This window comes from Halorubrum sp. JWXQ-INN 858 (genome assembly GCF_009806985.1).
Lineage (GTDB): Archaea > Halobacteriota > Halobacteria > Halobacteriales > Haloferacaceae > Halorubrum.
In genome coordinates, this window is record NZ_WUAX01000011.1 from 326,524 (window position 1) to 352,574 (window position 26,051).

Annotated in this window: 20 protein-coding genes; 6 read left to right on the plus strand and 14 right to left on the minus strand. The window is 68.3% G+C overall.

The window, feature by feature from the left end; translation table 11 throughout:
* The first annotated feature begins 184 nt into the window (after positions 1-184).
* Positions 185-1,246: a glycosyltransferase gene (locus tag GRS48_RS10450; protein WP_159486180.1), complete on the plus strand. Its 1,062-nt coding sequence runs from the start codon at positions 185-187 to the stop codon at positions 1,244-1,246.
* Between the two features lie 211 nt (positions 1,247-1,457).
* Here the strand turns inward: GRS48_RS10450 and GRS48_RS10455 are convergent, their stop codons facing one another.
* The 3 genes from GRS48_RS10455 to GRS48_RS10465 form a co-directional block, all read right to left on the minus strand.
* A complete protein-coding gene (locus tag GRS48_RS10455) occupies positions 1,458-2,183 on the minus strand; it encodes an FkbM family methyltransferase (protein ID WP_159486182.1) in 726 nt (241 codons plus the stop codon).
* Between the two features lie 82 nt (positions 2,184-2,265).
* Positions 2,266-4,071 carry an ABC transporter ATP-binding protein gene (locus GRS48_RS10460; protein WP_159486184.1) on the minus strand — a complete coding sequence of 602 codons (1,806 nt, stop codon included), beginning with the start codon at positions 4,069-4,071 and terminating at the stop codon, positions 2,266-2,268.
* Between the two features lie 112 nt (positions 4,072-4,183).
* Entirely contained in the window at positions 4,184-5,443 is a 1,260-nt protein-coding gene (locus GRS48_RS10465) for a glycosyltransferase family 4 protein (RefSeq protein ID WP_159486186.1), read from the minus strand.
* 92 nt (positions 5,444-5,535) lie between these two features.
* On the opposite strand from GRS48_RS10465, the gene GRS48_RS10470 reads away from it, so the two are divergent.
* On the plus strand, positions 5,536-6,687 hold the full coding sequence (locus tag GRS48_RS10470; RefSeq protein ID WP_159486188.1) for a glycosyltransferase: 1,152 nt from the start codon (positions 5,536-5,538) through the stop codon (positions 6,685-6,687).
* A gap of 53 nt (positions 6,688-6,740) precedes the next feature.
* Here GRS48_RS10470 and GRS48_RS10475 read toward each other — a convergent pair whose 3' ends face one another.
* Together GRS48_RS10475 and GRS48_RS10480 are read right to left on the minus strand one after the other, a co-directional pair.
* Complete coding sequence (locus GRS48_RS10475; protein ID WP_159486190.1) at positions 6,741-7,979, minus strand: glycosyltransferase; 1,239 nt, start codon at positions 7,977-7,979, stop codon at positions 6,741-6,743.
* Positions 7,980-8,238: 259 nt separating this feature from the next.
* Complete coding sequence (locus tag GRS48_RS10480; protein WP_321168398.1) at positions 8,239-9,153, minus strand: NAD-dependent epimerase/dehydratase family protein; 915 nt, start codon at positions 9,151-9,153, stop codon at positions 8,239-8,241.
* A 213-nt stretch (positions 9,154-9,366) separates the two neighbouring features.
* Between GRS48_RS10480 and GRS48_RS10485 the strand changes: the two genes are divergently transcribed.
* Genes GRS48_RS10485 through GRS48_RS10495 form a run of 3 tightly spaced genes read left to right on the plus strand, consistent with a single transcriptional unit; the run spans position 9,367 to position 12,065 of the window.
* The gene (locus GRS48_RS10485) at positions 9,367-10,473 is read left to right on the plus strand and encodes a DUF4330 domain-containing protein (protein WP_159486194.1); all 1,107 of its coding nucleotides are present in this window, start codon (positions 9,367-9,369) and stop codon (positions 10,471-10,473) included.
* Positions 10,470-11,183, plus strand: coding sequence for a hypothetical protein (locus GRS48_RS10490; protein WP_159486196.1), 714 nt, complete (start codon positions 10,470-10,472; stop codon positions 11,181-11,183). The genes GRS48_RS10485 and GRS48_RS10490 overlap by 4 nt, the downstream gene beginning before the upstream one ends.
* Before the next feature lie 54 nt (positions 11,184-11,237).
* The gene (locus GRS48_RS10495; protein WP_321168399.1) at positions 11,238-12,065 is read left to right on the plus strand and encodes an undecaprenyl-diphosphate phosphatase; all 828 of its coding nucleotides are present in this window, start codon (positions 11,238-11,240) and stop codon (positions 12,063-12,065) included.
* 132 nt (positions 12,066-12,197) lie between these two features.
* Here the strand turns inward: GRS48_RS10495 and GRS48_RS10500 are convergent, their stop codons facing one another.
* The 6 genes from GRS48_RS10500 to glmM form a co-directional block, all read right to left on the minus strand.
* Positions 12,198-13,184, minus strand: coding sequence for an SDR family NAD(P)-dependent oxidoreductase (locus tag GRS48_RS10500; protein WP_159486198.1), 987 nt, complete (start codon positions 13,182-13,184; stop codon positions 12,198-12,200).
* Between the two features lie 169 nt (positions 13,185-13,353).
* Positions 13,354-16,056 (minus strand): CARDB domain-containing protein, encoded by a 2,703-nt coding sequence (locus tag GRS48_RS10505; RefSeq protein WP_159486200.1) that lies wholly within the window; start codon positions 16,054-16,056, stop codon positions 13,354-13,356.
* 163 nt (positions 16,057-16,219) lie between these two features.
* Positions 16,220-18,085: a glutamine--fructose-6-phosphate transaminase (isomerizing) gene (glmS, locus tag GRS48_RS10510; protein ID WP_159486202.1), complete on the minus strand. Its 1,866-nt coding sequence runs from the start codon at positions 18,083-18,085 to the stop codon at positions 16,220-16,222.
* A gap of 37 nt (positions 18,086-18,122) precedes the next feature.
* Positions 18,123-19,388, minus strand: coding sequence for a sugar phosphate nucleotidyltransferase (locus tag GRS48_RS10515; protein ID WP_159486204.1), 1,266 nt, complete (start codon positions 19,386-19,388; stop codon positions 18,123-18,125).
* 112 nt (positions 19,389-19,500) lie between these two features.
* Positions 19,501-20,265, minus strand: a complete 765-nt coding sequence (gene aglF, locus GRS48_RS10520) for a UTP--glucose-1-phosphate uridylyltransferase AglF (protein ID WP_159486206.1) — start codon at positions 20,263-20,265, stop codon at positions 19,501-19,503.
* A gap of 64 nt (positions 20,266-20,329) precedes the next feature.
* The gene (gene glmM / locus GRS48_RS10525) at positions 20,330-21,733 is read right to left on the minus strand and encodes a phosphoglucosamine mutase (RefSeq protein ID WP_159486208.1); all 1,404 of its coding nucleotides are present in this window, start codon (positions 21,731-21,733) and stop codon (positions 20,330-20,332) included.
* Between the two features lie 176 nt (positions 21,734-21,909).
* Between glmM and glmU the strand changes: the two genes are divergently transcribed.
* Positions 21,910-23,130 (plus strand): bifunctional sugar-1-phosphate nucleotidylyltransferase/acetyltransferase, encoded by a 1,221-nt coding sequence (glmU, locus tag GRS48_RS10530; RefSeq protein WP_159486210.1) that lies wholly within the window; start codon positions 21,910-21,912, stop codon positions 23,128-23,130.
* Between the two features lie 16 nt (positions 23,131-23,146).
* Here glmU and GRS48_RS10535 read toward each other — a convergent pair whose 3' ends face one another.
* The 3 genes from GRS48_RS10535 to GRS48_RS10545 all read right to left on the minus strand — a co-directional run bounded on the left by GRS48_RS10535 (position 23,147) and on the right by GRS48_RS10545 (position 26,024).
* Positions 23,147-23,599 carry a VanZ family protein gene (locus tag GRS48_RS10535; protein ID WP_159486211.1) on the minus strand — a complete coding sequence of 151 codons (453 nt, stop codon included), beginning with the start codon at positions 23,597-23,599 and terminating at the stop codon, positions 23,147-23,149.
* 104 nt (positions 23,600-23,703) lie between these two features.
* A complete protein-coding gene (locus GRS48_RS10540) occupies positions 23,704-25,173 on the minus strand; it encodes an MATE family efflux transporter (RefSeq protein WP_159486464.1) in 1,470 nt (489 codons plus the stop codon).
* Between the two features lie 194 nt (positions 25,174-25,367).
* Complete coding sequence (locus tag GRS48_RS10545; RefSeq protein ID WP_159486213.1) at positions 25,368-26,024, minus strand: NAD(P)-dependent oxidoreductase; 657 nt, start codon at positions 26,022-26,024, stop codon at positions 25,368-25,370.
* Positions 26,025-26,051: the final 27 nt, after the last annotated feature.

The following is a 26,051-nucleotide window of genomic DNA, read 5'->3' on the forward strand; positions in this document are numbered from 1 at the left end:
AGCAATTCGAGACCAGATTCAACAAGACACATCGGTAGATACTACATTATCAGGCCACTCCAATTCAATAATGGTGCATAATACGATCACACATGTCATTGTGGGTGACCACGAGTATGCCCACGAGATACCACATCGAGAACACCGATTAGCAAATTATCTGTCCAATCTACCTACGACTAATATGGTTCTCTGGATTTACCCTGATGCTATCTCTGAATGGAAAAGCGAGAATAAAAATGGTCTAATCCGAGAGATCACAGTTCCGACACAGTGTGGCCCAGTACGACTTCGGAATAGGTTAATAGATAGACCTGTTTTCAAGAGCTATTTCAAAAGGGAAATTGAATCAAAGATCAGACAATTTCTTGGAGAGAAGACCGTTCTATGGTACTACTCCCCACAATTTTCTTTTCTTTGTGAAAATAGGGACCTATGGGATGCGATCATATACGATTGTAGTGACAATCACACTACTACTGGCTGGAAATACAGGCATGAGAAGGGAATACTTGAGTCATATAGAGACAGAATCTCAGCTCTATTTTCACTATTAAATGAAAAGAAGATACTGGATCACACGGACATCGTATTTGCCTCATCTGAATATTTATATGATAAACTAAAAGCACATACAACTGCGCCGATCCATCTCGAAGAAACGGGGGTTGATCTTGACAAATTTAATGCGAAGGAGACATACGATCAAATAGAAGAATTCAATCGCCCACGATTAGGGTTTGTAGGAAAATTAAAAAAGAAAATTGATTATCAAGTATTAGATGGAATCGCAAAATCGAATCCGTCATGGAATGTCATTCTAGTTGGGCCACGATATGGAGTAGATATCGACCATCTACTAGAGACTTCAAACGTCACTTGGATCGGTGCGGTTGAACCTCATGAGGTTCCGAAAGTAATGAACAGTCTTGATGTCGGACTCATGCCGTACCGAGAGATTGAGTATAATGAAGCCGTGTTCCCACTCAAGTTTCATGAGTACTTGGCCAGTGGCCTTCCAGTAGTTGGCTGCGGGCTACCCTCCACGGACCAATGGACTCAGAATGGAGTATACATACATACGTCCGCTCAATCGTCTGACTTTTCGAACGCATGTGATGAAGCTCTCTCATGGGAGACAAACAAGAATATTCGCAAGGAAATAGCAGCACAGGCAGATTGGAGCTCAAAGCTCGATCGAATTTATCACCGTGTATTAGACACAATCCACTTCGATACCTCTTGAATTTCATCTAATCGGAGTGTGGACTATAGACATAGATTATGTCATACTATATCGGATTGATGGCATCTGGACCCCAGAAGGATTTCAGCAACTCAGCAAGGAAGGGATTCTCCGTGTTGATGTGTGAATACCTCTCACAAAATATTGAGATATGAATTATATTATTTAAAACACTTTAGAACAATATATAAATTGTCGGAGTATATAATAACTAATCGAATCTGGGATTACTATATGCTACCACGTTCGACGAAGAAGTGATCTTGTCGAACGACGTCTCAAGCGTCGACCGTGCCCGTTGAATTCGGTCATGAAGATCTTCAAATCGAGGTTTGTTATCATGCCATTCAATGAGCATAAACTGACAGTGATTTTCAAGTGTTTCTAATTCAGATTCAATTAGATCTACTTCTGATGCTTCAATATCACAAATTAGTGAAAATGTATCAAGGTTGTACAATTCACAAAGTTGTTTTATATTAGTTGAATCAACAGTCATACTGTGTTTTCCCTTAGTATTATGTGGACTTCCGCCCCAAAATCGTTCTTGGACGGTAAGATTAACAGTATCACTATCAGGAGAATACGCAGCACTCATAATTTCATAATCTGAATTGTTTAGATCTCGCGTCCTTTCCAGAAGGCTAATTAATTGCTTGTTTGGTTCAACCGCAACATGTGTATGGTGCTCGTTTTTTGTATTGTTTGCAACACATGAGATATATCCAATTCCGGCCCCCAATTCAATTATGTCTGTGTTTGTTGGAAAATAGTTGTTTATTAATGATCTCTCTGCACTCTCATAGCTACCTTGTATTATATGACCTTTAAGCCATGGATCAACTGTTTCGGTGGGGGCATATAATCTAATATTATTGACATTTAAAATATCTCCAGCAAACCATCCTTGAATCTTTTTTGAGTAGCTTTGGAGCATTCTATGATACTATGCAGCTTTTAGACGCATGTCGTCTTTGGTTGTAATACTCAATCCGCATAACGTATCATACTAGTCGGTTCTATTTTACATTTTGGATTCGGTATAAATCCGAATAATTTCCGTCTTGTCCAAGCAGTTCATCATGTGACCCAAATTCGACGATCTTACCACCTTCTACAGTATAAATACGGTCCGCATTCTTCACCGTCGACAGTCGATGTGCGATCGTGACGATGGCGTACTCCCGGTCCATCTCCTCGATCGCCGCCTGCACTTGCCGTTCAAGCTTCGTGTCGAGGTCGCTGGTCGCTTCGTCGAGGATCAGAAGATCAGCGTCCTCGATCAGGGCCCGCGCCAGTGCCACACGCTGCTTCTGTCCACCCGACAGTCGAACGCCTTCATCACCTAACAGCGTATCGTAGCCCTCAGGTAGGTCGTCTCGGAATTCGTCCACCTTCGCGATCTCACACACACGATCCAGCTCCGCCTCGCTTACGTCCCGATTTCCGATCGAGAGGTTGTATCGCAGCGTGTCGTTGAACATGAACGGATTCTGACGAACCACCGAGATCCGGTCGCGCCATTCTGCAAGGTCCACCTCACCGATCGGGACTCCGTTCGCTCGGATCTCTCCCGAATCATGGTCGTACATCCGCGCAAGTAACGAGACGATGGTCGACTTCCCCGCACCCGACTGCCCGACGAACGCGACGAACTCTCCCTTCTCGACCTCGAAGTCGATCCCGCGGAGCACCTCCTCCTCCTCGTTGTACGAGAAGTGGACGTCATCGAACTCAACGTGCGTCACCTCTTCAGGTACCTCCCGTGTTGCGTCCTCGGGCTCCTGATACGTCTCCAGCTCGTCGACGAACTGGAGCGTCCGCACGAGGTGTGGGAGGTCGTTCTCCACCTGATAGTAGAGCTTGTTCACGTTACTTGCCCGCGGACCGAGCTGGAACATCGCGAAGAGGAACACCCCGAGCGCACCGAGCGAGAGATCCGCAAACGTCAGCGCGAGATAGATCAGCACGAACACCGAGACGGCCACGACGAGGTTGTAGAACTTGTCGATCGCCGCCTCGTTCCGCCGGAGCGTGATGCGCTCCGTAGTGAACTTCTCGATCGCGTCTCGAAAGTCCCCGTACAGCTCGTCGGCGACGCCGAAGATCCGAACGTCACGGATCCCCTGTGTCCCCGCCTGCACCGCCTCCTGTCGCTCCTCGTTTGCGTCCGCGACCCGATCGCCGATGTCGTAGCCGGACTCGATCACCACGCGGAAGAAGACGGTGAAGCCGCCTAGGATCACGACGGTGATGAGCGTCAGCAGGGGCGCGATCACCAGCGCGATCACGAAGTACGCCATCGCCAGAAACGCCTGTTCCAACAGCTGAATCACTCGCTGGATCACCCGCCCCGCGTACGTCGTCTGCGTCACGATCGCGTTCAGGATGTCGTCGGAACCCTCCTCGTCGAAGTACTCCACCCGCGCGTGCAGCGCGTTCTTGAACGCCCGGTCCTGTAGGTCCCGGATGTAGTAGGTCCGCACCGCCTCCCGCAGCCACGCCACCGCGAAGCTCGTCGTGTACCGCGCGACCATCACCGCCGACACGCCCAACACCACGAACCCGAGCGAGAAGGGGATCCCGAGTGCCCCGTACACCGTCACGAAGACGGCGAGCAGCCCGTCGGCCTCCGCCGCCGGGTCCTCCAACTGCACCAGGTCGACGATGGGCAGGATGAAGCTCAGCCCCACGCCCTCGAGCACCGCCGCAACGACGCCGAGCACCACGATCCCGGCCGTGAACCGGGGCTTGTACCGCGCGACGTCGAGCAGCGCGTCGATCTTCTGCCGCCGTGAGATGGATTCGGAGTCGTTCGTCGCCATGGAGATGAAACAGCTACTACCCGAACGAAACGCCACCGCCCTGATAAACGCATCCGTTCGCCGACGTGAGTGCCGGGTCCCCGGCCGCGACCCATCCACCCACCCGCGACCGTCACGCCGCGTCCCGGTACACCGAGACGGTCTGTGCGGCGATCGCCTCCCAGCTGGGCCACTCGCGCGCACGGGTCGCCATCCCCGCTTCCAGCCGCGACCGATGGACGCGGTCGGCCAGCACGCGGCCGAGCGCCGACCCGAAGGCCCGCGGGTCGGCGGGCGGGACGAGGTGGCCGTGGGTCCCGTCGTCGATCGTTTCGGAGAAGCCGCCGACGTCGGCGGCGACGACCGGGACGCCGCGCGCGATCGCCGTCAGGAGGACGCCGCTCTGGTCGATGCGGCGATACGGTAACGCGACGACCGTCGCCCGGTCGAACGCGTCGCGGAGCCCCGCGTCGTCGACGTGCCCGAGATCCCACTCGATCCGGTCGGCGACGCCGAGCTCGCCCGCGAGCTCCGTGATCGGCGCGAGGTCCATCCGCGCCCGCCCGGCGACGTGGAGCGTCGTCGTCGCCCGCACCGCCCGCGGCAGGTGCGAGACCGCCCGCACGAGCGTGTCGAGCCCCTTGTACGGCTTGATCGACCCGAACAGCAGGACGCGGGACTCGGCGTCAGCGGGGTGGTCCGCCCCGTCGCCCCCCCGCGATGACCCGGAGTCCCGTCGCAACGACCCGGACTCCCCCCGCGACGGCTCGGGGTCCCCTCGCGACGACCCGTCACTCCTTCGCGACGGCTCGGGGTCCCGCGGCCGGTGCAGCAGGCCGTGCGGGACGACCGCGATCGCGTCGTCGTCGATCCCGCGTCGGGCGCGCAGGTTCGTCCGGGTGTACTCGGTGTGAGCGATCAGCCGCGCCGACCGCCGGCGAAGGCGGTCGGTGCCGAGGCGTCGAACGCGCGCGAGCCGCGCCCGCGACCGCGGCTCGCTGTCGTGAACCGTGTGGACGACCGGGGCGACGGCCGCCAGGCGCTCGAGCACGAGGACGTCGATCGGCGGCAGCGGGAACCACTGGACGTGAACGACGTCGGGCCGCCACCGCTCGAGCGCGGCCACGAGACGGACCGAATCCCGGACGTGTTCGACCCCTTTCGCCGAAAGGCGGCCGAGGCCCTCGCGCTCGAACGTGCGGGTCACCCATCGGTAGAAGAACTCCTCGCGGGAGTACGCCCGGGGAGCCCCCACCGACCCGGTCGCGAAGTCGGACGGCGCGGTGAACAGGCGGACGTCGTGTCCCAGCCGGCCGAGCGCCGAACAGAGACGGTGCGTGTACGGCGGCGTGAACCCGCCCGGGTCGAGAACCGCCACGCGGAGCGGACGCATCGGATCGATGCTCGGAGTGCACGCCCGGGAGACAAGACCGTATCGGTCGGCCGAACGGTACACGTATACACCCCTGCGGTGAACGCCACCCGATGGAGACGATCGCCGTGGCACACGCCCCGCTCGGTGAGGGCGGCAGCGAACGGGTGCTGCTCTGTACGCTCGAAGCGCTGCAACGGGAGTACGACGTCACGCTCGTCACCGACAAGCCGCCGGCGATTGCCGAGCGAAACGCGTACTTCGGGACGGACGTCGACCCGGACCGGGTGACCGTTCGGCTCGCCCCTCGGCCGCTCGCTCGGTTCTTCGAGACGTTTCCTCACCGGCTGTGGCGGATGAAACAGCTCGCGTTCAACCGCTATCTGCGCGCCGTCGAATCCGAGTACGACCTCGTTGTCAGTACGATGGACGAGTACGACCTGACGGGGCCGTCGGTCCAGTACGTCCACTACCCGACGTTCGACCGGGCCGAACCGGACGCGTCCGACCGGGGCGGCCTCGTCTACCGGACCTACCTCCGCGGCTGTGACCTCGTCTACCGGATCCCAGAGAACCCGCTGTCCGACGCCGTCGCGTTCGCGAACTCGCACTGGACCGCGGGCGTCGTCGAGGACACCTACGGACTCACCCCGGAGGTCTGCTACCCGCCGGTCTCCGTCGGCCGAGCCGAGGGCGTCGACTGGGACCGCCGCGAGAACGGGTTCGTCTCGGTTGGCCGCCTGTCGCCCGAGAAACGGCTGCTCGAGTCCATCGACGTGGTCGCGGCGCTCGTCGACCGCGGACACGACGTCCACTACCACCTCGTCGGTCCGGACGATAACGCCGGCTACGCGAGGGCGGTCAGAGCCAAGGCCGAGGCCTTGCCCTTCGTCCACGTCGACGGCGCGGTGTCCAGGGACCGGCTGTTCGAGCTGTTGACGACGCATCGATACGGGCTGCACGGAATGCGGAACGAACACTTCGGCATCGCCATCGCGGAGATGGTCGTGGCGGGAGCGGTCCCGTTCGTCCACGCGAGCGGCGGCCAACGGGAGATCCTTCGGGGAGCGCCGGACGCCATGTACGACGACGGGGACGCGGTCGAAACGATCGAGCGCGTCCTGACGCGTGACGCGCTGCAGCGACGGCTGCGTGACGCGCTCCGCGAGTCGGCGGAGCGGTTCGACGACGAGCGGTTTCGGGACCGAATGCGGGCCGCGGTTCGCACCGCGCTCGACGGACGAGACGACGACACGCGGGGCTGACGGGGCTGACGGGGCTGACGAAGCCGCCGAGCACGTCGACGAGTTCCCCGGCCTCAGATCGGTTTGTAGGAGTTCACTCGCCGCCCGGCGAGGAACTCGAGCGTTCCGAGGAACAGCCCGGCGTTCGCCCAGGCGAACGCGAACGCGATCGAGAACGGCACCAGAGTGATTCCGAGCCGATCGAGGACGGCACCCACCAGGGCACAGCCGCTCGCAGCGCCGACCAGCAGGGCGATCCCGAACGCCGCCGCGTGCGTCGGCGCGAGGCTCACGCTCGAAACGGCGATGGCGAGCAACAGCCACGGGATCGCGTATCGGAGGTGCCAATACGAGACCGTCGACGCCGTGAACAGCGGACGCCGACGCGGGCTACACACGTCGCGATACCGCCACAGCGTCGTACACGATTGGATCGTGAGGCGGCGTCGGGTGACCAACTCGCCGCTCGGCGTCGTCGCGAAGCGCTCCGTCGCGACGGCGGCCGGTTCGTACACGACGCGGTACCCCTCACGGACCGCGTCGAGTCCCGCCGTCTGGTCGAGGTCGATCCCCTCCGCCGCAGGGGCGTAACACGACCGGCGGACTGCCATGAGCGCGCCCGAGAGCTTCGGAAGGAGCCCGAAGTCGCTCTGGCTCGCCCTGAGGAAGTACTCCCATCGCCAGTACCACCCCATCGTCGTCCCGATCGATCCCTCCTCGAAGTCGTTCGAGACGAGCGAGCCGGAGACGACGCCGACGGTCGGATCGGCGAACCGATCGATCAGCCGTTCGAGACAGTCGGGGTGGAACCTGGTTTCGGCGTCGGTGAAGACGACGACCTCGGCGTCGGTCGTCTCGACGCCCCGGTGCCGCGTCCGCGCTTTGTTCCGGACGGCGCAGTCGACGACCGTCACGTCCGGAAACGCGGCCGCGACGCGGTCGACCGTGTCGTCCGTCGAGCCGTCGGAGGCGACGACGATCCGAAGCTCCTCGCTCGGATACGTCGACGCGTAGCAGTTCTCGATCCGATCGACGATCCGGTCGCCCTCGTTGTACACGGTGAGGACGATCGCTACCGATGGCCGAGGCCCGTTCCTCGCCGAGGCGTGCGTCGCGTTCCCCGCGTTCCTCGCGTTCCCCGTGTTCCCCGTGTTTCCACCCCGTGCCGCTGTCCGAGCGAGCACACCGATCGTCAGCGGATAGCCGACGTAATGCCAGCCGACGAGAGCGATCGCGACGACTAGCACCACCTCGAGAACCGGGATCAGGGCGGTGGAACCGAGTACGGCGTTGGACGCTTCGACCCCGCTCATGCGCTCTGGATACGGGCCCTATGGATAATTCATCGGATTCCGGCCGGACGCTCCGATCCCTTCCGGTCACGACCCGTCGCCCTTTTCGGATCGTGCAGGCCGCGTCGACTCCCGACGGAGGGGCGGCAACCCGCCCGTGGACCTGAACCCGCGCCGCAGTGACCCGCCTGCGCCGCAGTAATCCGCCCGCGCCGCCGCGCTGGCACGCCCCCGTCGTTGCCGGCGATACGTCGCTGGCCGACCGTGGCTCACGGCCCGGTCAGTACGGTTCACACACGGCTTCGATGCCCGCTTCGATGTCGATCTCCGCTTCCCAGCCGGTCGCCGCACCGATCTTCGAGGCGTCCGCACGGGTGTCGTGGACGTATATCGACCCGGGGATCGGGTTGGCGACGTACTCGGGGGCGACGTCCGTGCCCAACGTCTCGTTCAACAGGTCGACGATCTCGTTGAACGAGTGGTGGTCGCCGGTCCCGACGTTGTAGACGCCGTCCAGCCGGTGGGCACCGGCCAGTTCGATCGCCCTCACGGCGTCGGAGACGTGCGTGAAGTCCCGTGTCTGTGTCCCGTCGCCGTACACCACCGGCGGCCGGTCGTCGGCGATGTCGGCCGCGAACTGGGCGATCACGTTCGCGTACCTCCCTTTGTGAGTTTCCGCGCCGCCGTAGCCCTGGTACACGGAGAAAAGCCGGAGCCCGGCGATCGACATGTCGTAGTGGGCCGAGAAATACTCGCCGTACCGCTCGCGAGCCAGTTTCGAGGCCTCATACCCGGTGTTCGCCGACACGGTCGTCGCTTCGGCTGCGGGGTCGGTCCGCGTCCCGTACACCGAGGAGCTCGACGCGTAGACGACCGCGTCACAGCCGTCCCGTCGAGCCTGTTCGACGACGTTGACGAAGCCCTCGACGTTCACCCGCACGCCGCGCCGTGGGTCCGTTTCGTGCATCGCGTACGAGGAGAGCGCGGCCAGGTGAAAGACGACGTCCACGTCCGTCGGGAGCGCGTCGTCCAGCACGGATCGGTCGTGGAACTCGACGTCGGGCGAGAGGTTGTCCGCGGTGCCGAGCGAACAGTCGTCGACGACGATCACGTCGTTGTTCGGAACGAGGCGGTTCGCGAGGTTCGAGCCGATGAATCCCGCACCCCCCGTCACGAGTATGCGCTCACCTTCCACGTCGGACCCCTTATCCGGTGAGTTCAAAAGCGTTCAGATAGCCACGGCGAGCGCTGCGGGCCGTGACGCCCGGAGCGTGGCAGCGACTCCTCGAACGCGTTCCGGAGGGGCACTCCTCGGCCCTGAACGCGGCGGCCGAGCGCAGCGACGAACGGCAGCGTTTTACTTTACGGCTAATATCGTCTGTGTAATGTCATACTCGGGGGATCACCGATGGAGTTGATCGACGACGACGGCGACCTGTTCGGCGTGGTCAACGTCGTCGACGTGCTCGTGGTGCTCGTGGTCCTCGCGGTGGGCGTCGCGGGCGTCGCGCTCGTGTTCGCGGGCGACCCCGACCCCGAACCCGACGCGCCGGACATCGAGACCACCTACGCCACCCTCGATCTGGGCCCCCAGCCCGCCTACGTCGCCGACGCGGTCCGGGAGGGCGACACGTACGAGCCGGACGCCGACTCGACGCTCACGGTGACGGACGTCCACGTGACGCCCCACGGCGGCGACGTCGGCGTCACCCTCCGCGTCGAACTGGCGGGCGAGCTCGACGACGACGCCGTGCGGTACGCGAACGCGCCGCCGCGGCTCGGCCGCACGCTGGACCTCGAGACGGACCGCTACGTCGTCGACGGACGGATCCGGGCCGTCGGCGACGACGCCGCGCTCGACCGCGACGAGCGGACGGTCGTCCTCCGTGACACGCTCGACGCCGAGACCGCCGAGAGCGTGACCCCCGGCGACGAGGTCCGGCTGGCTGGCCGCACCGTCGCGACGATCGACGACGTCGCGACCTTCGCCACCCGCGACGCCGACCGGAGCCGCCTCTACGTCGAGGCCGTCCTCGACGCTCACCGCGAGGACGACCGGACGCGCTTCGGCGGCGTCCCGCTCCGACGCGGCCAGTCGGTCAGCCTGCCCGCGGCCGACTACACGCTCGACGCCGAGATCGAGCGCGTCGGCGGCGACTTCCGGCTCGGCGAGACCGCGACCCGCACGGTCACCCTTCGGATGGACGAGGTCCGTCAGGACACCGCCGACGCGGTCGAGCCGGGCATGACCGAGGGCCCCGTCGACGACCCCGTCGCGGAGGTCACCGCCGTCGAGACGGAGCCGTCGATCATCATCGCGACCGGCGACGACGGCACCGTCAACGTCGTCGACCACCCGAGGGAGCGCGACGTGACGATCACCGCCGACCTCCAGGTGCGTGAGACCCCGACCGGCGTCCGGTTCAAGGGCGACTCGCTACGCACCGGCTCGACGGTCGTCCTCGACCTCGGCACCGTCACCGTCGAGGCCGAGGTGGTGCGCGTCGACCGATGAGCCCCGCGGACCGCGCTCCGGACCGCACCGCCGACTCCACCCCGGATCGAACTCCGGACCGCACCGCCGACTGCACCCCGGACCACACCCGAGACCGCACCCCGGACGCCCCCGCGCTCGCCGGCTCGTGGTTCCTCTCGGTCGCACGCGGTGTGGGCGGGCGCGCCGCCCGGTGGACCCGCGGCTCCGCGCTCTACCGCTGGCTCACCGCCGAGCCCGACCCGGACGTGATCGTGATCGACCTCCGCGAGACGCGGACGGTCGGCCCGGTCCTCCGCGTCCTCGACCGCGTCGTCGACGCCCTCGCGGGCGCGGCGGCGGGCTCGCGTGCGGTCGGGCTCGCCCGCGACGCTGCCGAGACGGCCCGGGCGACCCCGCTGCGCGTCGCCGGCCTGGCGCTGTCGGCGCTCGGGCTCGTCGTCGCCATCGGTGCCCTCCGCGGCGGCCCCTCGACGACGACCCTCGCGGTCGGGCTCGCGCTCGCCGTCGCCGGGCTCGTCGCCGCGCGCGACACGCGCGACTGGGCGACGCTCCGGGAGACCCGCCCCGTCGAGCTCGCGATCGCCGCGTTCGAACCGCCCGACCCCCCGGGGCGTGACGGCGAGGACGGCGAGAGCGACGCGGGCGGCGAGGACGGCGAGAGCGACGCCGACACGGGCGACAACCCCGATGCGGACGACGACTCCGACGCGAGCGACGGCCCGCGGTAGCCGCCCGCCCCGGATCGCCCCTTCTTAAGTGTCCGGCTGGCCGCAGTACGCGTAGTGACCACCACGGAACTCCTCGTCGCGGTGCTCGCGGGGATCGTACAGGGCGTCGTCGAGTGGCTCCCCGTCTCCAGCCAGGGGAACCTCGCGCTGTTCCTCACGCTCGCGGGGACCGAACCGGACACCGCCCTCCAGCTCGCGCTCTTCTTGCAGGTCGGGACGACGCTGTCGGCGGCGACGTACTACCGCGAGGAGATCCGGACCGCGGCCCGAGCCGTCCCCGGCTGGCGGCCCGACGCGGCCTACGAGGACGACAACGCGATCGCGAGCTACGTCGTCGTCGCCTGCGCGATGACCGGGCTCGTCGGCATCCCGCTGTACGTGTTCGCCGTCGACCTGGCCGGGCAGCTCACCGGCGGCGTCTTCATCGCCGCGATCGGCGTCCTCCTGATCGCCACGGGCGTCCTGCAGATCGCCTCCGAGTCGGTGTCGATGGGCGGGACGACCGAGCCCACGTTCGCTGACTCCGTGCTCGTCGGCGCGGTCCAGGGCGTCGCGATCCTGCCGGGCATCTCCCGGTCGGGCGTGACGACGAGCGCGTTCCTCTTCCGGAGCTACGACCCGCCCGCGGCGTTCCGGCTCTCGTTTCTCCTCTCGATCCCCGCGAGCCTCGGCGGCGCGGCGCTCACCGTGCTCGGGGCGGGGGGACTGCCGGGGATCAGCCCGACGGCGGCGCTCGTGGCGCTCGTCGTCAGCGCGCTCGTCGGCTACCTCACCATCGACGCGCTGATGCGGGTCGTCGAGCGCGTCCCCTTCTGGGCCGTCTGTTTCGGCCTCGGCGGGCTCGCGATCGTCGGCGGCGGCGTCGTCTCCGTCGTCGTCTGACCCGCCGACCGCCCGTCTCCTCGTCGAGTCGCTCCTCCCACCGACCTCTCTCCTCCACCTCGCCGATCGGTTCCTCCTCCACCTCCTCCTCCCCACCAACCGCCCCTTCCTCTCCGCGCCGATCGCGTCCGGCTACGACGACCGCACGAGCGGCTCGTACCACTCGCGGTTCGCGCGGTACCAGTCGATGAACTCGCCGACGCCCTCGGCGATCGACCGCGACGGCTCGTAGCCGATCCGCTCGCGGGCCTTCGCGACGGACGCGTGGGTGTGTTCGGCGTCCGCCTCCCGGGCCGGCTCGTACTCGATCGCGAGCTCGGGCGCGAGCTGGTCGCGCACGGTCTCCGCGAGCGCCTGGATCGAGATGGTGTCGGCGCTGCCGACGTTCATCACCTCGCCGTCGGCGGCGTCGCACGTCAACAGCGTCCGGTTCGCGTCGACGACGTCCGCGACGTAGGTGAAATCGCGCGTCTGCGTGCCGTCGCCGTACACGACCGGCGGCTCGCCGTTGAGACACCGGGAGACGAAGTTCGAGATCGCCATGTTCGGGCGCATCCGCGGGCCGTACACGGTGAAGTAGCGCAGACAGACCGTCGGCAGCCCGTGCAGCTCCGTGTAGACGCGCGCGTAGTGCTCCTGTGCGAGCTTCGAGACGCCGTAGGGGCTGACGGGCTCGGTCGGGTGCGACTCCTCGTACGGCAGCGAGACGGGCTTTCCGTACACCGACGAGGAGCTGGCGACGACGACCCGGTCGACGTCCGCCTCGGTCGACGCCTGCAGCAGGTTCACCGTCCCGTCGACGTTGATGTCGGCCACCTTGCGCGGGTTGTCGACGCTCTCGCGGACGCCCGCCTGTGCGGCCTGATGGACGACGACGTCGGCGTCCGAGACGACCGCCGCGACCGTGTCGGCGTCGCGGACGTCGCCCTCGACGAATCGGTACGTCGCGTCGCCCGCGTCGGCGACCGACCGGTGGACCTCGAGCGTGTGGCGTTTGATCCCCTCCGCGTAGAACGGTTCGAGGTTGTCGAGGACGGTGACGTCGTGGCCGTCGCGGAGGAACGCCTCGGCGAGGTGGCCCCCGATGAAGCCGGCCCCGCCGGTGACGAGAACGTGCATATCCGACGGTTACGAGGGGCACACAAAACGACCGCGGTTTCGCTCCCCTCCGCCGCGATCCCTCGGACGACCCGGCTTCGACGGTCGCGTCCGGACCTACCGGACCCCCCGCTCGTTCAGAAGCGTCGCTCCCGATCCACCGGCGATCGGCCACCCAGCGCCCGACTCGTCAGCGTTCGACTCGCCAACGCCGACCCACCAGCACCCGACCCAACAGCGTCGCCACCAGGAGCGCGACCGTGGCCGCGACCGGGCCGAACCCCGGAACGCCGTCCGACGTGTCGGCCTCGCCTTCCGGGACGGCTCCGCCGTCCTCGGGGTCGTCCCCGGAGCCGTCTCCAGAACCGTCGCCTGACTCGTCCCCCGATCGATCCTCGGGGCCGTCTCCGACGGCGATCACGCCCGCCTCGGTGCCGTCGAGCGTCACCGCCCCGTCACCGGTTGGTTCGAACCCGATATCGAGGGTCTCGGTCTCCCCGGGCTCGAGCGACACCGTCCGTTCCCCGACCGCTTCGCCGTCCATGCGGACGGTCACGGTGTGCGTTTCCGGCCGGTCGCCGGGGTTGCGGACGGTCGCCTGCACCGTGGTCTCGTGACCGGTACGGACCCAGCCGGCGGGGACCTCGGCGTCCACGACTTCGACGGTGCCGGGTTCGAGGGCGGCGACGGCGACGGGCGAGGCCTCGGGAAGCGTCACGGTGTGTGTGTCCCCGTCGACGTCGTGGTCCACGTCCGTCGTGGTCCACTCGTCGTCGGCGTGCCGCAGCACCTCGATGGCCTCGGAGTCGAGTTCGTCGGGGATCGCGGCCCGGTCGAGGTCGAAACGCAGGGTCACGTCGGTCGTCTCGTTCGCGTCGAGGTCCGTCCGGAGGTCGACGTACGCGAGCGCCTCACCGTGCAGGATGGCGGGGAGCCCTCCAGGCCCCGCCGACGGAGCCGTGATCGTGGCCTCGAACTCGGCGCGGTCGTCACGCGGGTCGATCACGAGCGCGGACAGCGACACCGCGGGATCCGCCTCGGACGGGCCGGACGCCTCCAGCGGCACGGCTATCGGATCGCCGCTCGCGCCGGTCACCTCGACCACGACGGTGCCGTCGGCCATCGATCGGGTCGTCGTCGGCTCGGCGGAATCGCCGCCGGAGCTACTCCCGCCGGAACTGCTCGCACCGGTTCCGGTTCCCGACGTGGACGAGGAACCCGACGAACTCGACGACCCGGAGGAACCCGACGAACTCGACGACCCGGAGGAACCCGACGAACTCGACGTCGTTGACGAGTCCGAACCGTCCACCGTGTCCGCCTCGTCGCCGTCGTCGGCTTCGACGGTCAGTGCTCCCGCCACGGTCCCGTTCACGGCGATCTCATACGTCCCGGTTTCGTCGACGGATTCGGTAAAGGAGACGCGCTCCGAGCCGCCGCCCGACACGGAGACCGTCCGACGATCGGCGATCTCTCCGCCGATCTCGAGTCCGATATCGGATTCGCCGGCCTGCTCGCCGCGGTTTTCGACCGTCGCCGCGACCTCGACGGATCCACCTGCGAGGATCGCGTTCGGGTCCACGGTCGCGTTCGTCACTGAGAGCTCGGGTTCGGCAGCCGGTTCGACGGCCAGCGGTCCGGCGGCGACGCCGTTTACGGCGATCGCGTACTCGCCCGCCTCGTCGAACGATTCGGTGAAGGAGACGCTCGCCGCCTCGTCGCCATCGACGGAGACGGTTTCGTTGGCGACGACGACGCCGTCGACTTCGAGCTCGACCGAGCGCTCACCGTCGAGCTCGGCGGCGTTCTCGACGGTCGCGTTCACGACCGCCGGCTCGCCCACGGTGACGACCGGATCGGCGAGCATGGCGGCGATCTCGGCGGGAGCGACTTCGGGCGTCGGCGTGGGTTCGGGCGTCGGTGTTGGGGTCGGTTCCGGTGTCGGCGTGGGTTCGGGCGTCGGTGTTGGGGTCGGTTCCGGCGTCGGCGTTGGTTCCGGTGTTGGTTCAGGCGTTGGCGTAGGCGTCGGCGTAGGTGTCGGCGTTGGTTCCGGTGTTGGTTCAGGCGTTGGCGTTGGCTCCGGTGTTGGCTCAGGCGTTGGTTCAGGCGTTGGCGTTGGCTCCGGTGTTGGCTCAGGCGTTGGTTCGGGTGTCGGCGTTGGCTCCGGTGTTGGTTCGGGTGTCGGCGTGGGTTCAGGCGTCGGCGTCGGCGTTGGCTCCGGTGTTGGTTCAGGCGTCGGTTCGACGACCAGCGTTCCGGCCTCAACGCCGTTCACGGCGATCGTGTACTCGCCCGCCTCGTCGAACGACTCGACGAAACGGACCGACCTCGACTCGCCGCCGCGCACGGAAACCAGTCGGCTGGCGACGGTCGCGTCGTCGACTTCGAGTGCCACGACGAGGACGTCGCGTTGGTCGCCGCCGTTCTCGAGGGTCGCCGTGATCCCGACCGCCGCTCCTTCGGGGACCGATCCGGAATCGAGCTCCACGTCCGTCACGTCCACCCCCGGTACCGGCTCGACGGTCAGCGTTCCGGCCTCGACGCCGTTCGCCGCGATCACGTACTCGCCCGCCTCGTCGAACCGCGAGGTGAGACGCACTTCCCTCGACTCGCCGCCGCGCACGGAAACCAGCTGACTGGCGACGGTCGCGTCGTTCGCGGTGAGTGCCACGACGAGGACCTGTCTTCGGTCGCCGTCGTTCTCGACGCGCGCCGTCGCCTCGGCGCGCCCCCCCTCGACGATCGAACCGTCGACCAGGTCGGCCTCGACCACGTTGATCCCGGCGTGGGTATCGGCACTGGACGATCCGACGAGGGCCACGCCGCCGAGAACGACCCCCGACAGAAACACCGCTACGCACGCCCACCAGACGACGGCCCGTCGACTCGACATAGGCACGTAAGAGGCCTATCGAGTCATTGTAATGACGGATCAAGCGGAAGTAAGCCCTGCATAGTCGTGACGCGACCGGGACGGTGGAACGGCGGTTCCGGACCGTAATGCGGGCGTACGATCGAGACCCCGCTGTCGAAACGGGCACCGACGGTCGCCGGCGCTACTCGACGGTGACGCTCTTCGCGAGGTTCCGCGGCTTGTCGATCGACCGGCCGAGCCGGTTCGCGACGTGGTACGCCACCAGCTGGAGCTGCGTGTTCGCGAGCAGGGGGAGGACGCTCGGATGCGCGTCGGGCAGCGCGAGCGTGTGGTCCGCGTACTCGGCGACGCCGGCGCGGCCGTCGGTCACCGCGATCACGGGCGCACCGCGCGCCTCGACCTCCTTGACGTTGCTCACGGTCTTGCGCGCGGCCGCGTCGTCGCCGGTGACGACCGCGATCACGGGCGTCCGCTCGGTCACGAGCGCCAGCGTCCCGTGTTTCAACTCGCCGGCCGCGAACCCCTCGGCGTGCTCGTAGGTGATCTCCTTGAACTTCAACGCGCCCTCCAGCGCGACCGGGTGGTTCGGCCCCCGGCCGATGAAGAAGTAGCCGTCCCGGCCGACGTACGCCTCGGCGACGGCGGCCGCCGCGGACTCGTCGAGCACCTGTTGGACGAGCCCCGGCAGGTCGCGAAGCGCCGCGAGCCGCTCCCGCGACGCCTCCGACCCGGTCGCCGACCCGGCGAGCCGCTCGACGAGCAGCGATAGCGACACGACCTGGCTGGTGAACGTCTTCGTGGCCGCGACGCCGATCTCCGGGCCCGCCCGGATGTACACCGCGTCGTCGCACTCGCGGGCCGCCGACGAGCCGACGACGTTCGTCACCGCGAGCGTCCGCGCCCCGCGACTGCGCGCGGCCCGGAGCGCGGCGAGGGTGTCCGCCGTCTCGCCGCTCTGGGTGACGCCGATCACGAGCGCGTCGCCGACGGGCGGCGTCCGCACCGCGTACTCGCTCGCGAGGAACGCCTGCGCGGGCGTCCCCGCCTCGCGGAACCGCGCCGCGCCGACGAGCGCCGCGTGATACGACGTCCCGCAGGCGACGAGGTGGACCGTCGACGGCGCGGGGACCCCGTCGACCTCCGGCAGCTCGACCGTCCCGTCGAGCTCGTTCACGCGCCCCGAGAGACACTGCCGGAGCGCGGTCGGCTGCTCGTGGATCTCCTTGAGCATGTAGTGGTCGTAGCCGCTCTTGCCGGTGTCCTCGACGTCCCAGTCGACGGTCGTCACCGCCTTCTCGACGACGTCGCCGTCGCCGTCGCGGACGGTGGCCCCGTCGCCGCGGACCACCACCGTCTCGCCGTCCTCGAGGTAGACGACCCGCTCCGTGAACTCGAGGAACGCCGGCACGTCGCTGGCGACGTGGTAGCCGTCGTCGCCGACGCCGAGCACGAGCGGCGAGTCGTTCCGCGCCGCGAACAGCGCGTCGACCCCCTCGAAGACGGCGACGATGGCGTAGCTCCCCTCCAGTTGCGACACCGCCCGCCGGAACGCCGTCTCCGGGTCCGCGCCGTCAGCGAGCGCCTGCTCGATGAGGTGCGGGACGACCTCCGTGTCCGTGTCGCTCTCGAACGTCCGGCCGGCGTCGACGAGCGCCTCCTTCAGGGCCCGGTAGTTCTCGATGATCCCGTTGTGGACGACCGCGACCGCGCCCGTCTCGCCGGTGTGCGGGTGCGCGTTGCGGTCGGTCGGCGGCCCGTGCGTGCTCCAGCGCGTGTGGCCGATCCCGACCGAGCCCGTCGGAGCGCCCGACTCGATCGCCGCCTCCAGGTTCTCCAACTCGCCCGCGCGCTTGCGAACGTCGATTCCGGCACCGTCGGAGCTCACGCCGCCGTTCGCGTCGACTCCGCCGTCGCCGCAGATCTCGCCCCCGCCGTCGCTCACGGCGATCCCGGCGGAGTCGTAGCCGCGGTACTCCAGCTGGTTGAGCCCCGACAGCAACACCCGGGTGGCGTCGCCGTCGCCGACGTAGCCGACGATCCCGCACATTATCGCGTCACCTCGTGTCCGTCGAACCATCGAGACATCACCGCACCACCTCGTCGGCGGCGACGTTGCTCCGCACGCGGGTCCCGTCGCCGACCGTCGCGCTCGGCCCGACGAGGACGCCCCCCGCGAGGGTGGCCCCGCCGCCCACCGTCGCGCGGTCGGCGATCACCGCGCCCAGCCGGCGGTCCGGATGGACGTCGGTACGGATCCGGACGTCGGCGGGCCCGCCCGCGGCGGTCACGCCCGCGCCGATCCGCGCCTGCTGGCCCGTGACGCAGTCGACGAGCGTCGCGTTCGCGCCGACGCGCGTGTCCTCGTCGAGGACGGTGCCGCGAAGGACCGCGTTCGATTCGACGGTCGCGTTCCGCCCGACGACGGCGTTCGGGCCGACCACCGCCCCCGGGCCGATCACCGCGTCGTCGTCGACCACGACCGGCCCCCGAAGCGTCGCGCTCGGGTGCACCCGTGCCGAATCCGCGACCCAGCGGTCGGTCGCGGTCTCGTCGCGATCACCGACGTCGTCGCGATCACCGGCGTCGTCGCGATCACCGGCGTCGCCGCCGCCGCCGGCGACGCGGATCCAGCCGCGCGCCATCAGGTGTTGGGACGCTTCGAGGAGGTCCCACGGGTACGTCGCGTCCGTCCAGAACCCCTCCGTCCGCACGCCCCGGACCGCCATGCCGTCGGCGTCGGCGACCCGCGCCACGACCGTCGGCAGCGGGATCGAGCCGTCCACCCGCGGCGACTCCGCGAGCACGTCGAAGAAACCGCGGTCGAAGGCGTACACGCCCGCGTTCAACAGCTCGTGGTCGCCCTCGTCGGGGCGCTCGATCAGGTCGACGACCTCGCCGTCCGCGCCCAGTTCGACCGCGCCGTACCGGGTCGCGGCCGCGGTGCGGACGACCCCGAGGGTCGCGAGCGCGTCCGTCCCCTCGTGGCTGTCGGTCACGTCGGCGACGAGCCCGGGCTCGACGAGCTGGTCCCCGTTGACGACGAGGAACGGCTCGTCGATCGCCGCCCGCGCCTGCAACAGCGCGTGGCCGCTCCCGAGCCGCTTGGCCTGCCGGTGGTAGACCAGGTCGACGCCGCGGTACGTCGGACCGAACCGGTCCCGCACGCGGTCGCCGCGGTAGCCGATGACGACGTGTATCTCGTCGATCCCGTCGGCGACGAGCCCGTCGAACACGTGTTCGAGGATCGGGCGTCCCCCGGCGGGCAACAGCGGTTTCGGGCGGTTCGCGGTCAGCGGCTGCAGGCGGCGTCCCTCGCCGCCGGCGAGCACGACGGCCGTCGTGAGCGTCATTGTGTCATGAAGTGTGGTGTCGGTGGTCGATCGACGATGCTGTTCGATGGATGGATCGGCGGCGCGGATCACCGATCGGCGGTCGGCGGTCGTTGCGATCCGGGCGGCCCGACTACGACTCCGCGCCCTCGGCGTCTTCGGCGTCCTCGGCGTCCGCCCCCGCGACGTCGCCGGTGAGGCGGCGCTCGGCCTCGTCGCGGTCCTCGGGATACCCCACGTCGATCCGCCAGCCGTCGAGCCCGATCGCGTCGATCGTGCGGCCCGACTGGATGAGGAGGTCGATGGCGTCGGAGAGCTCGTACTCCCCGCGGTCGGAGGGCTGCGTGAGGTGACACGCGTGGAAGATGGCGGGCGTGAACGTGTAAAAGCCCGTCATCACGAGGTTCGACGGCGGGTCGTCGGGCTTCTCGACGACGTCGGTGATCTCGCCGTACTGGTTGGTGTCACAGACGCCGTACCGCGACGCCTCCTCCCACGGCACCTCCTCGACGAGGAACGCCGCGTCCGCGCGGTCCTCGCGCTGGCGGCGCACGACGTCGCGCAGGTTCGCCTGGAAGACGTTGTCGCCGAGGATGAGCATGAAGTCGTCGTCGACGTGCTCCTCGACGGTGAGCAGCGCGTGCGCGAGCCCGTTCGCCTCCCGCTGGTGGGCGTACGTGATCGGCACGCCGTCGTACTCGTCGCCGTAGTGGTCGATGATCACTTCCTTCTTGTAGCCGACGACGACGAGCAGCTCGTCGGCCCCCAGATCGATCACGCTGTCGAAACAGTGCGTGAGGAGCGGGCTCCCCGCGACCTCGACCATTCCTTTCGGCTTGTCGTCGGTCAGGGGTCGGAGGCGGGTCCCCTGCCCGGCGGCGAGTACGACGGCTTGCATGGCCCACCGTTTTCGGTAAGCGGGTAAAAGCTTTCTCGAAACGTTGGCCGAGTTTCAGGACGGTTCAGGACCCGTCCAGCAGCGCCCGGGCGTCGGCGAGGAGAGCGGTCGCGTCCGCCTCGGTTTCCCCCTCGGCCGTCACCCGGATCAGCGGCTGGGTGCCGCTGGCGCGGACGAGGAACCAGCCGGCGTCGGTGTCGACCCGGACGCCGTCGAGCGTCGACGGGTCGTCGTACGCCTCCGCCGCCCGCTCGGCGACGCGGGCCATCACGGCGCGTTTGTCCCCGTCGTCGACCGCGACGCTCTCGCGAACGATGGGGTACGTCGGGACCGCGTCGACGCGCTCCGACAGCGGGCGCTCGGCGGCGAGCGCGGCCAGCCGGACCGCCGCGAGCGGCCCGTCCGGACACAGCGTCCCCGCGGGCCAGATCCACGCGCCGCTCGGCTCGCCGCCGAAGACGACGCCCGGCTCCGTCACCGCCTCGGCGACGTAGGTGTCGCCGACCCGCGTCCGCACGACGTCGCCGCCGACCGCCCGCAGGTGCTCCCTGACCGCCCGACTCGTGTCGATCGGCACCGCCACCGTCGGGCCCGGACCGTCGTCGGGTTGCCCCCCATGCGCCGGACTCGCAGCCTCGACCGCGTGCCGCGCGAACACCGCCAGCAGGTCGTCGCCCGACACGAACCGGCCGCGGTCGTCGACCGCCATCGTCCGGTCGGCGTCGCCGTCGTGGGCGATCCCGAGGTCCGCGCCCGTCGCCCCGACCAGGGCGGTGAGGCTCGAACACGTCTCGGCGGTGGGCTCGCTCGGCCGGCCGGGGAAGCGCCCGTCCGGCTGTGCGTTCAGCGTCTCGACGCGGCAGCCGAGCGCGACGAGCGCGTCGGCCGTGAGCCCGCCCGCGCCGTTCCCCACGTCGACGATCACGTCGAGGTCGAGATCAGTTTCGGCGCCACCCCCGACGTCCGCCTTGGCGTCGGCGTCAGCACCGCCATCGACCGCCTCGAGCAGCGCCGCGCGGTGAGCGTCCGCCGCGCCGTCCCAGCGGGACTCCGACCCCATGTCGGCCGCACCGACGAGGTCGGGTGTGCCCGCCTCCAGCCGCTCCGTAACCGCCTCGCGCTGGCGCTCGCGGTACGCCTGCCCGTTCGGGTTCCACAGCTTGAAGCCGTTGTCCGGGGGCGGGTTGTGCGAGGCGGTCACGGCGACGCCGACGTCGGCCCCCCGCGACCCGACCGCGCGCGCGATCGTCGGCGTCGCGGCGATCCCGAGCCGGACCACGTCGACGCCGACCTCGCGGAACCCGGCCGAGAGGGCGTCCCCGAGCGGGATACCGCTCGCTCGCGGGTCGCGGCCGACGACTGCACGCGAGACGTCGGCGTCGGACCCGACCGCGCGGCCGAGCCGAAGCCCCAACGCGGCCGTCACCTCCTCCCCGACCGGACCGCGGATGCCGCTCGTTCCGAACATGACGGATCGGTGTCGCGCCGTGACCGTTAACCTTCTCCCCCGACCGGGGATCGGGCGCGGTCCGTGAGCCGCGGTTCGCGAGTCCTGGTTCGTCGGTCGCGAACCGCCGTCCGTGATCCCGGAACGCCAGCGCCGATCCCGGAAGCGATTAGTGGCGACCGCCCGGTTGCCGACCCATGCAAACAGTCGTGCTCGCCGCGGGGCAGGGGACCCGTATGCGACCGCTGACGGACCGCCGGCCGAAGCCGACCCTCCCGGTCGCCGGGCGGCCGCTCGTCGAACACGCGATGGACGCCGCGGTCGACGCGGGGGCCACCTCCTTCGTCGTCGTCGTCGGCTACGAGGCCGACGCCGTCCGCGACCGCTTCGGCGACGCTCACCGTGGCGTCGACGTCGAGTACGTGGTCCAGGAGCGACAGCGCGGCACGGCCGACGCGGTTCGGCGGGCAGTCCCCGCGCTCGCGGACGCCCCGTTCGCCGTCCTCAACGGCGACGGGCTGTACGACGCCCCCTCGCTGCGCGAGCTGTTCGCGGGCGGCCCCGCCGTCGGGAGCTACCGCGTGGACGACCCGCGCGCGTACGGCGTGCTCGAAACCGAGGGCGACCGCGTCGTCGGCGTCGTCGAGAAGCCCGACGACCCGCCGTCGGACCTCATCAACGCCGGCGTCTACGTCTTCCCCGCCGCGGCCGCCGACTGGACCGACGTCCCGGCGACCGAGCGCGGCGAGTTCGAGCTGACCGACGTGCTCGAGCGGGCCTGCCGCGAGCGGACCGTCCGGGCCGTCCCGTTCGAGCGCTGGCTCGACGTCGGCCGGCCGTGGGAGCTGCTGGCCGCCAACGAGTGGAAGGTCCCCGAGGCGGTCGCGGAGGCCGTCGCCGACGCGGACGCGGACGAGGTTCGTATCGACGGAACCGTCCGCGAGGGCGCGACGCTCCGAGGCCCCGTCTTCGTCGCCGAGGGCGCGACCGTCCGCGAGGGCGTCACGATCGAGGGCCCCGCCTACCTCGACGCGGGCGCGACCGTCGGCCCGAACGCGTACGTGCGCGGCGTCACCTACCTCGGCGAGGGTGCCTCGGTGGGCCACGCCGTCGAGGTGAAAAACAGCGTGCTCTGTGCGGGCGCGACCGTCGGCCACCAGAGCTACGTCGGCGACAGCGTGCTCGGGCGGGACGTCAACTTCGGGGCGGGAACGAACGTCGCGAACCTCAGACACGACGGCGAACCCGTCCGGTTCCGGGTGAAAGGCGAGTCGACGTCGACGGGGCGCCGGAAGTTCGGCGTCGTCTGCGGCGACGACGCCCGGACCGGGATCGACACGAGCCTCAACGCCGGCGTGTCGCTGGCGACCGGCGCGCGGACGCGTCCCGGGGAGACGGTATTGCGGGACGTGGAGTGACCACCGTCGCGTCGTTCTACGGCGACTCGATCGGGGCCTCCAGGTCGGTCGGCCGGGCCGCCCGGTAGAAGCGCGCGTATCGGGAGAGCACGCGCCAGCAGCCCACCGCGATCGCCGCGCCGAGGGCGTTGACCGCCATGTCCGCGACGTCGAACGTCCGCGAGGGGATCGTCGCCTGCAGGAGTTCGATCGCCGCGCCGTAGCCGAACGCGACGACGAAGACGAGAACGAGCACCTGCCGGTCCGTGCGCGGCGAGTCGTGGAGCGCGTACGCGAGCGTGGCCGCCAACCCGCCGTACGCCAGGAAGTGGAGCCAGTCGGAGAAGGGGATCAACCCGAGCGGGCCGGTTCGGAACGTGCCCGACCCCGGCGGCGTCAGGATCGAGTAGTAGAGGATCGTGCCGGCGACCGCGAGCACGACCCCCCAACGGAGCGGCTTCGGTACGAGCGGGAGACGGAGCCGACGCATACCGCGGCGGTCGCGCGTCGGTACCGAAAAGGTGTCGCAGTCGGCCCGAACGCAAACACCGACGCCCGTTACACGACTGACCCCGTCCGCGCTCCCCCGCCGCCTCAGTCGTCGGTCGTCTCCGGGACGGACCCCTCGCGTGCGTCCGCGTCGCCGTCCCCGGAGTCCTCGATGACCGCCTCGGTCCACGTCCCCCGCAGGAACCACCCCACGCCGACGACGAAGGAGGCGACCGCCGCGGCCGCGTACGCCCACCAGAGCCCCGCAACGCCCCAATCGAGCCCGGTGTAGCCGACGTCGACGGCCGGCACCGAGACGGGGCCGACCGCGAACCCGCCGACGGTCACGGCCACGGCCCCGAACGCGAGCACCGCCGCGAGCGGGATCCGGAACACCCACCGCGACAGCATCGACAGCGCCATCGCGGCCTTCGTGTGGCCCGCCCCGCGGAACGCCCCCTGAATCACCATCAGGCCGCCGAAGAACGCCCACGACAGCGCGACGATCCGCAGGAAGACGACTCCCTCCGCGATCGTCGCCGGGTCGTCGATGAAGACGCCGATCGCGGGCGCGGGGAACAGCCACACCAGCCCGCCGGCGACGCCCAACAGCCCCATCGTCGCGAGCGTCGCGACCCGGGCGACGGCGACCGCCCGCTCCGGCGCGCCCGCCCCGAGGTTCTGGCCGACCCCGGTCGCCGTCGCCTGCCCGACCGCGCCCGCGACCGTCCACGAGACGGACATCAGCCGGACGCCGATCCCGTACGCCGCGGTCGCCGCCGGGCCGAAGCGCGCGACCAGCGCCGCCATCGCGACCGCCGCGAACGACCGCGCCCAGCCGTCGATCGTCGCGGGGTAGCCGACGTCGATCAGCTTCCGGAGGATCTCGGGATCCGGTCGGAGGTCACGCAGGTGTAGCTGGACCCCCCAGTCGCCCTTCACCAGGATCCAGATCCCGATCGCGGTCGCGAACAGGCGGGCGATGAGCGTCGCGACCGCGGCCCCCTGCGTGCCGAGCGCCGGGAACGGCCCCCACCCGAGGATGAAGAACGGGTCGATGACGATGTTGAGCCCCGCCGACACCGCGACGAGCCACATCGCCGTCTTCGTGTCGCCCGCGCCCTGTAACGACGACCGGAAGGCGAAAAAGAGGAACGTGAGCGGCAGCGTGAGGAAGATCACTTCGATGTACGCGAGCGCCTCGACGAAGACGGCGTCTCGCGCGCCGATCCAGAACAACAGCCAGTGACGCGTCGCGAACCCGAGGATGGCGAGCGCGACGGAGACGACCGTCGCGAGCAGACACGTCTGGGCGACGATCGCGTCCGCCCGCCGGTCGTTGCCCGCGCCGACGTGCTGGCTGACGAGCGCGATCGTCGCCGCCGTCAGCCCCATCGCCGTGGAGACGAACAGCCACGACAGCGGGAACATCAACGAGACGGCCGCGACCGCCTCGGTGCTCACCCGTCCCACCCAGAACATGTCCGCGAGGTTGTACAGCGTCTGGAGGAGGTTCCCGAGCACCAGCGGCCACGCGAGGTGGAACAGCCGCGGCGGGATCGCTCCCGTCGTCATGTCGATCCGGGCGTCGTCGTTACCCACGGGTCACCCGCCCCCCGTGTCCGGCGTCGCGTCGTCGCATCGTTGAGTCGTCGAGTCGTCGCCCTCGCACCGTCGCCTTCGCTCCCTCCCAGCCATCGCCTTCGCTCCCTCCCAGCCGTCGCCCCAGTGCCGCGGGAGCGACGGTCGCCCGTCCCGTCACCGTCCCGTCACCGCCCCAAGCGCCGCACGTCCGCGACGTCGAGCAGGGTCTCGTCCGGGTCCAGTGCGGTCCGGTACGCCGCCCGCGCGACCGTCTCCACGGCGAGCGGCCGCGACTCCCCGAGCCGCTCGGCCAGCGGCGGGACCGACGCGACGAGCCGGAAAAGGGCGTTGACGGGCCTCGGGAAGTGCGTCTGTCCGGGCCCGTACACCGGCCCCGGGCGGAGCGTTACGGCGTCGAAATCGAGCCCCGCGATCGACGCCTCCGCGCGCCGTTTCGCGATCAAGTACGCGCCCCGGACGCCCGGCGGCTTCACCGCCGACGAGAGGAAGACGAACGTCCCGACGCCCGCGCGCTCGGCCTCCAGCGCCGTGATCACCGCCGCGTCGCCGTTCGTCCGCTCGAACGTGACGCCCTCGGTCGGGGCCTCCGTCAGGGTCCCGACCGAGTGGACGACCGCGTCGACGCCGTCGAGCCGGTCACGCCAGACGTTCGGGCGGAAGAGGTCGGCGCTCGTCCACGACACTCGATCCGTCCACGGCGCGTCGACGTCGGGGCGACCCCGACGCGAGACGCTCCGGACGTCGTGGCCGTCACGGACCGCCATCCGGCACACCGACCGCCCGATGAACCCGCTGCCGCCGACGACGAGGAGGGTAGCCATGTCCGGGCGTTCGGCCCGGAACGCCCT

Bases quoted from the DNA above. Each gene is read 5' to 3' on its own strand.
- GRS48_RS10450 (WP_159486180.1), top strand. From the start codon at position 185: ATGGTTCTCTGGATTTACCCTGATGCTATCTCTGAATGGAAAAGCGAG.
- GRS48_RS10455 (WP_159486182.1), bottom strand. From the start codon at position 2,183: ATGCTCCAAAGCTACTCAAAAAAGATTCAAGGATGGTTTGCTGGAGAT.
- GRS48_RS10460 (WP_159486184.1), bottom strand. From the start codon at position 4,071: ATGGCGACGAACGACTCCGAATCCATCTCACGGCGGCAGAAGATCGAC.
- GRS48_RS10465 (WP_159486186.1), bottom strand. From the start codon at position 5,443: ATGCGTCCGCTCCGCGTGGCGGTTCTCGACCCGGGCGGGTTCACGCCG.
- GRS48_RS10470 (WP_159486188.1), top strand. From the start codon at position 5,536: ATGGAGACGATCGCCGTGGCACACGCCCCGCTCGGTGAGGGCGGCAGC.
- GRS48_RS10475 (WP_159486190.1), bottom strand. From the start codon at position 7,979: ATGAGCGGGGTCGAAGCGTCCAACGCCGTACTCGGTTCCACCGCCCTG.
- GRS48_RS10485 (WP_159486194.1), top strand. From the start codon at position 9,367: ATGGAGTTGATCGACGACGACGGCGACCTGTTCGGCGTGGTCAACGTC.
- GRS48_RS10490 (WP_159486196.1), top strand. From the start codon at position 10,470: ATGAGCCCCGCGGACCGCGCTCCGGACCGCACCGCCGACTCCACCCCG.
- GRS48_RS10500 (WP_159486198.1), bottom strand. From the start codon at position 13,184: ATGCACGTTCTCGTCACCGGCGGGGCCGGCTTCATCGGGGGCCACCTC.
- GRS48_RS10505 (WP_159486200.1), bottom strand. From the start codon at position 16,056: ATGTCGAGTCGACGGGCCGTCGTCTGGTGGGCGTGCGTAGCGGTGTTT.
- glmS (WP_159486202.1), bottom strand. From the start codon at position 18,085: ATGTGCGGGATCGTCGGCTACGTCGGCGACGGCGACGCCACCCGGGTG.
- GRS48_RS10515 (WP_159486204.1), bottom strand. From the start codon at position 19,388: ATGACGCTCACGACGGCCGTCGTGCTCGCCGGCGGCGAGGGACGCCGC.
- aglF (WP_159486206.1), bottom strand. From the start codon at position 20,265: ATGCAAGCCGTCGTACTCGCCGCCGGGCAGGGGACCCGCCTCCGACCC.
- glmM (WP_159486208.1), bottom strand. From the start codon at position 21,733: ATGTTCGGAACGAGCGGCATCCGCGGTCCGGTCGGGGAGGAGGTGACG.
- glmU (WP_159486210.1), top strand. From the start codon at position 21,910: ATGCAAACAGTCGTGCTCGCCGCGGGGCAGGGGACCCGTATGCGACCG.
- GRS48_RS10535 (WP_159486211.1), bottom strand. From the start codon at position 23,599: ATGCGTCGGCTCCGTCTCCCGCTCGTACCGAAGCCGCTCCGTTGGGGG.
- GRS48_RS10540 (WP_159486464.1), bottom strand. From the start codon at position 25,173: ATGACGACGGGAGCGATCCCGCCGCGGCTGTTCCACCTCGCGTGGCCG.
- GRS48_RS10545 (WP_159486213.1), bottom strand. From the start codon at position 26,024: ATGGCTACCCTCCTCGTCGTCGGCGGCAGCGGGTTCATCGGGCGGTCG.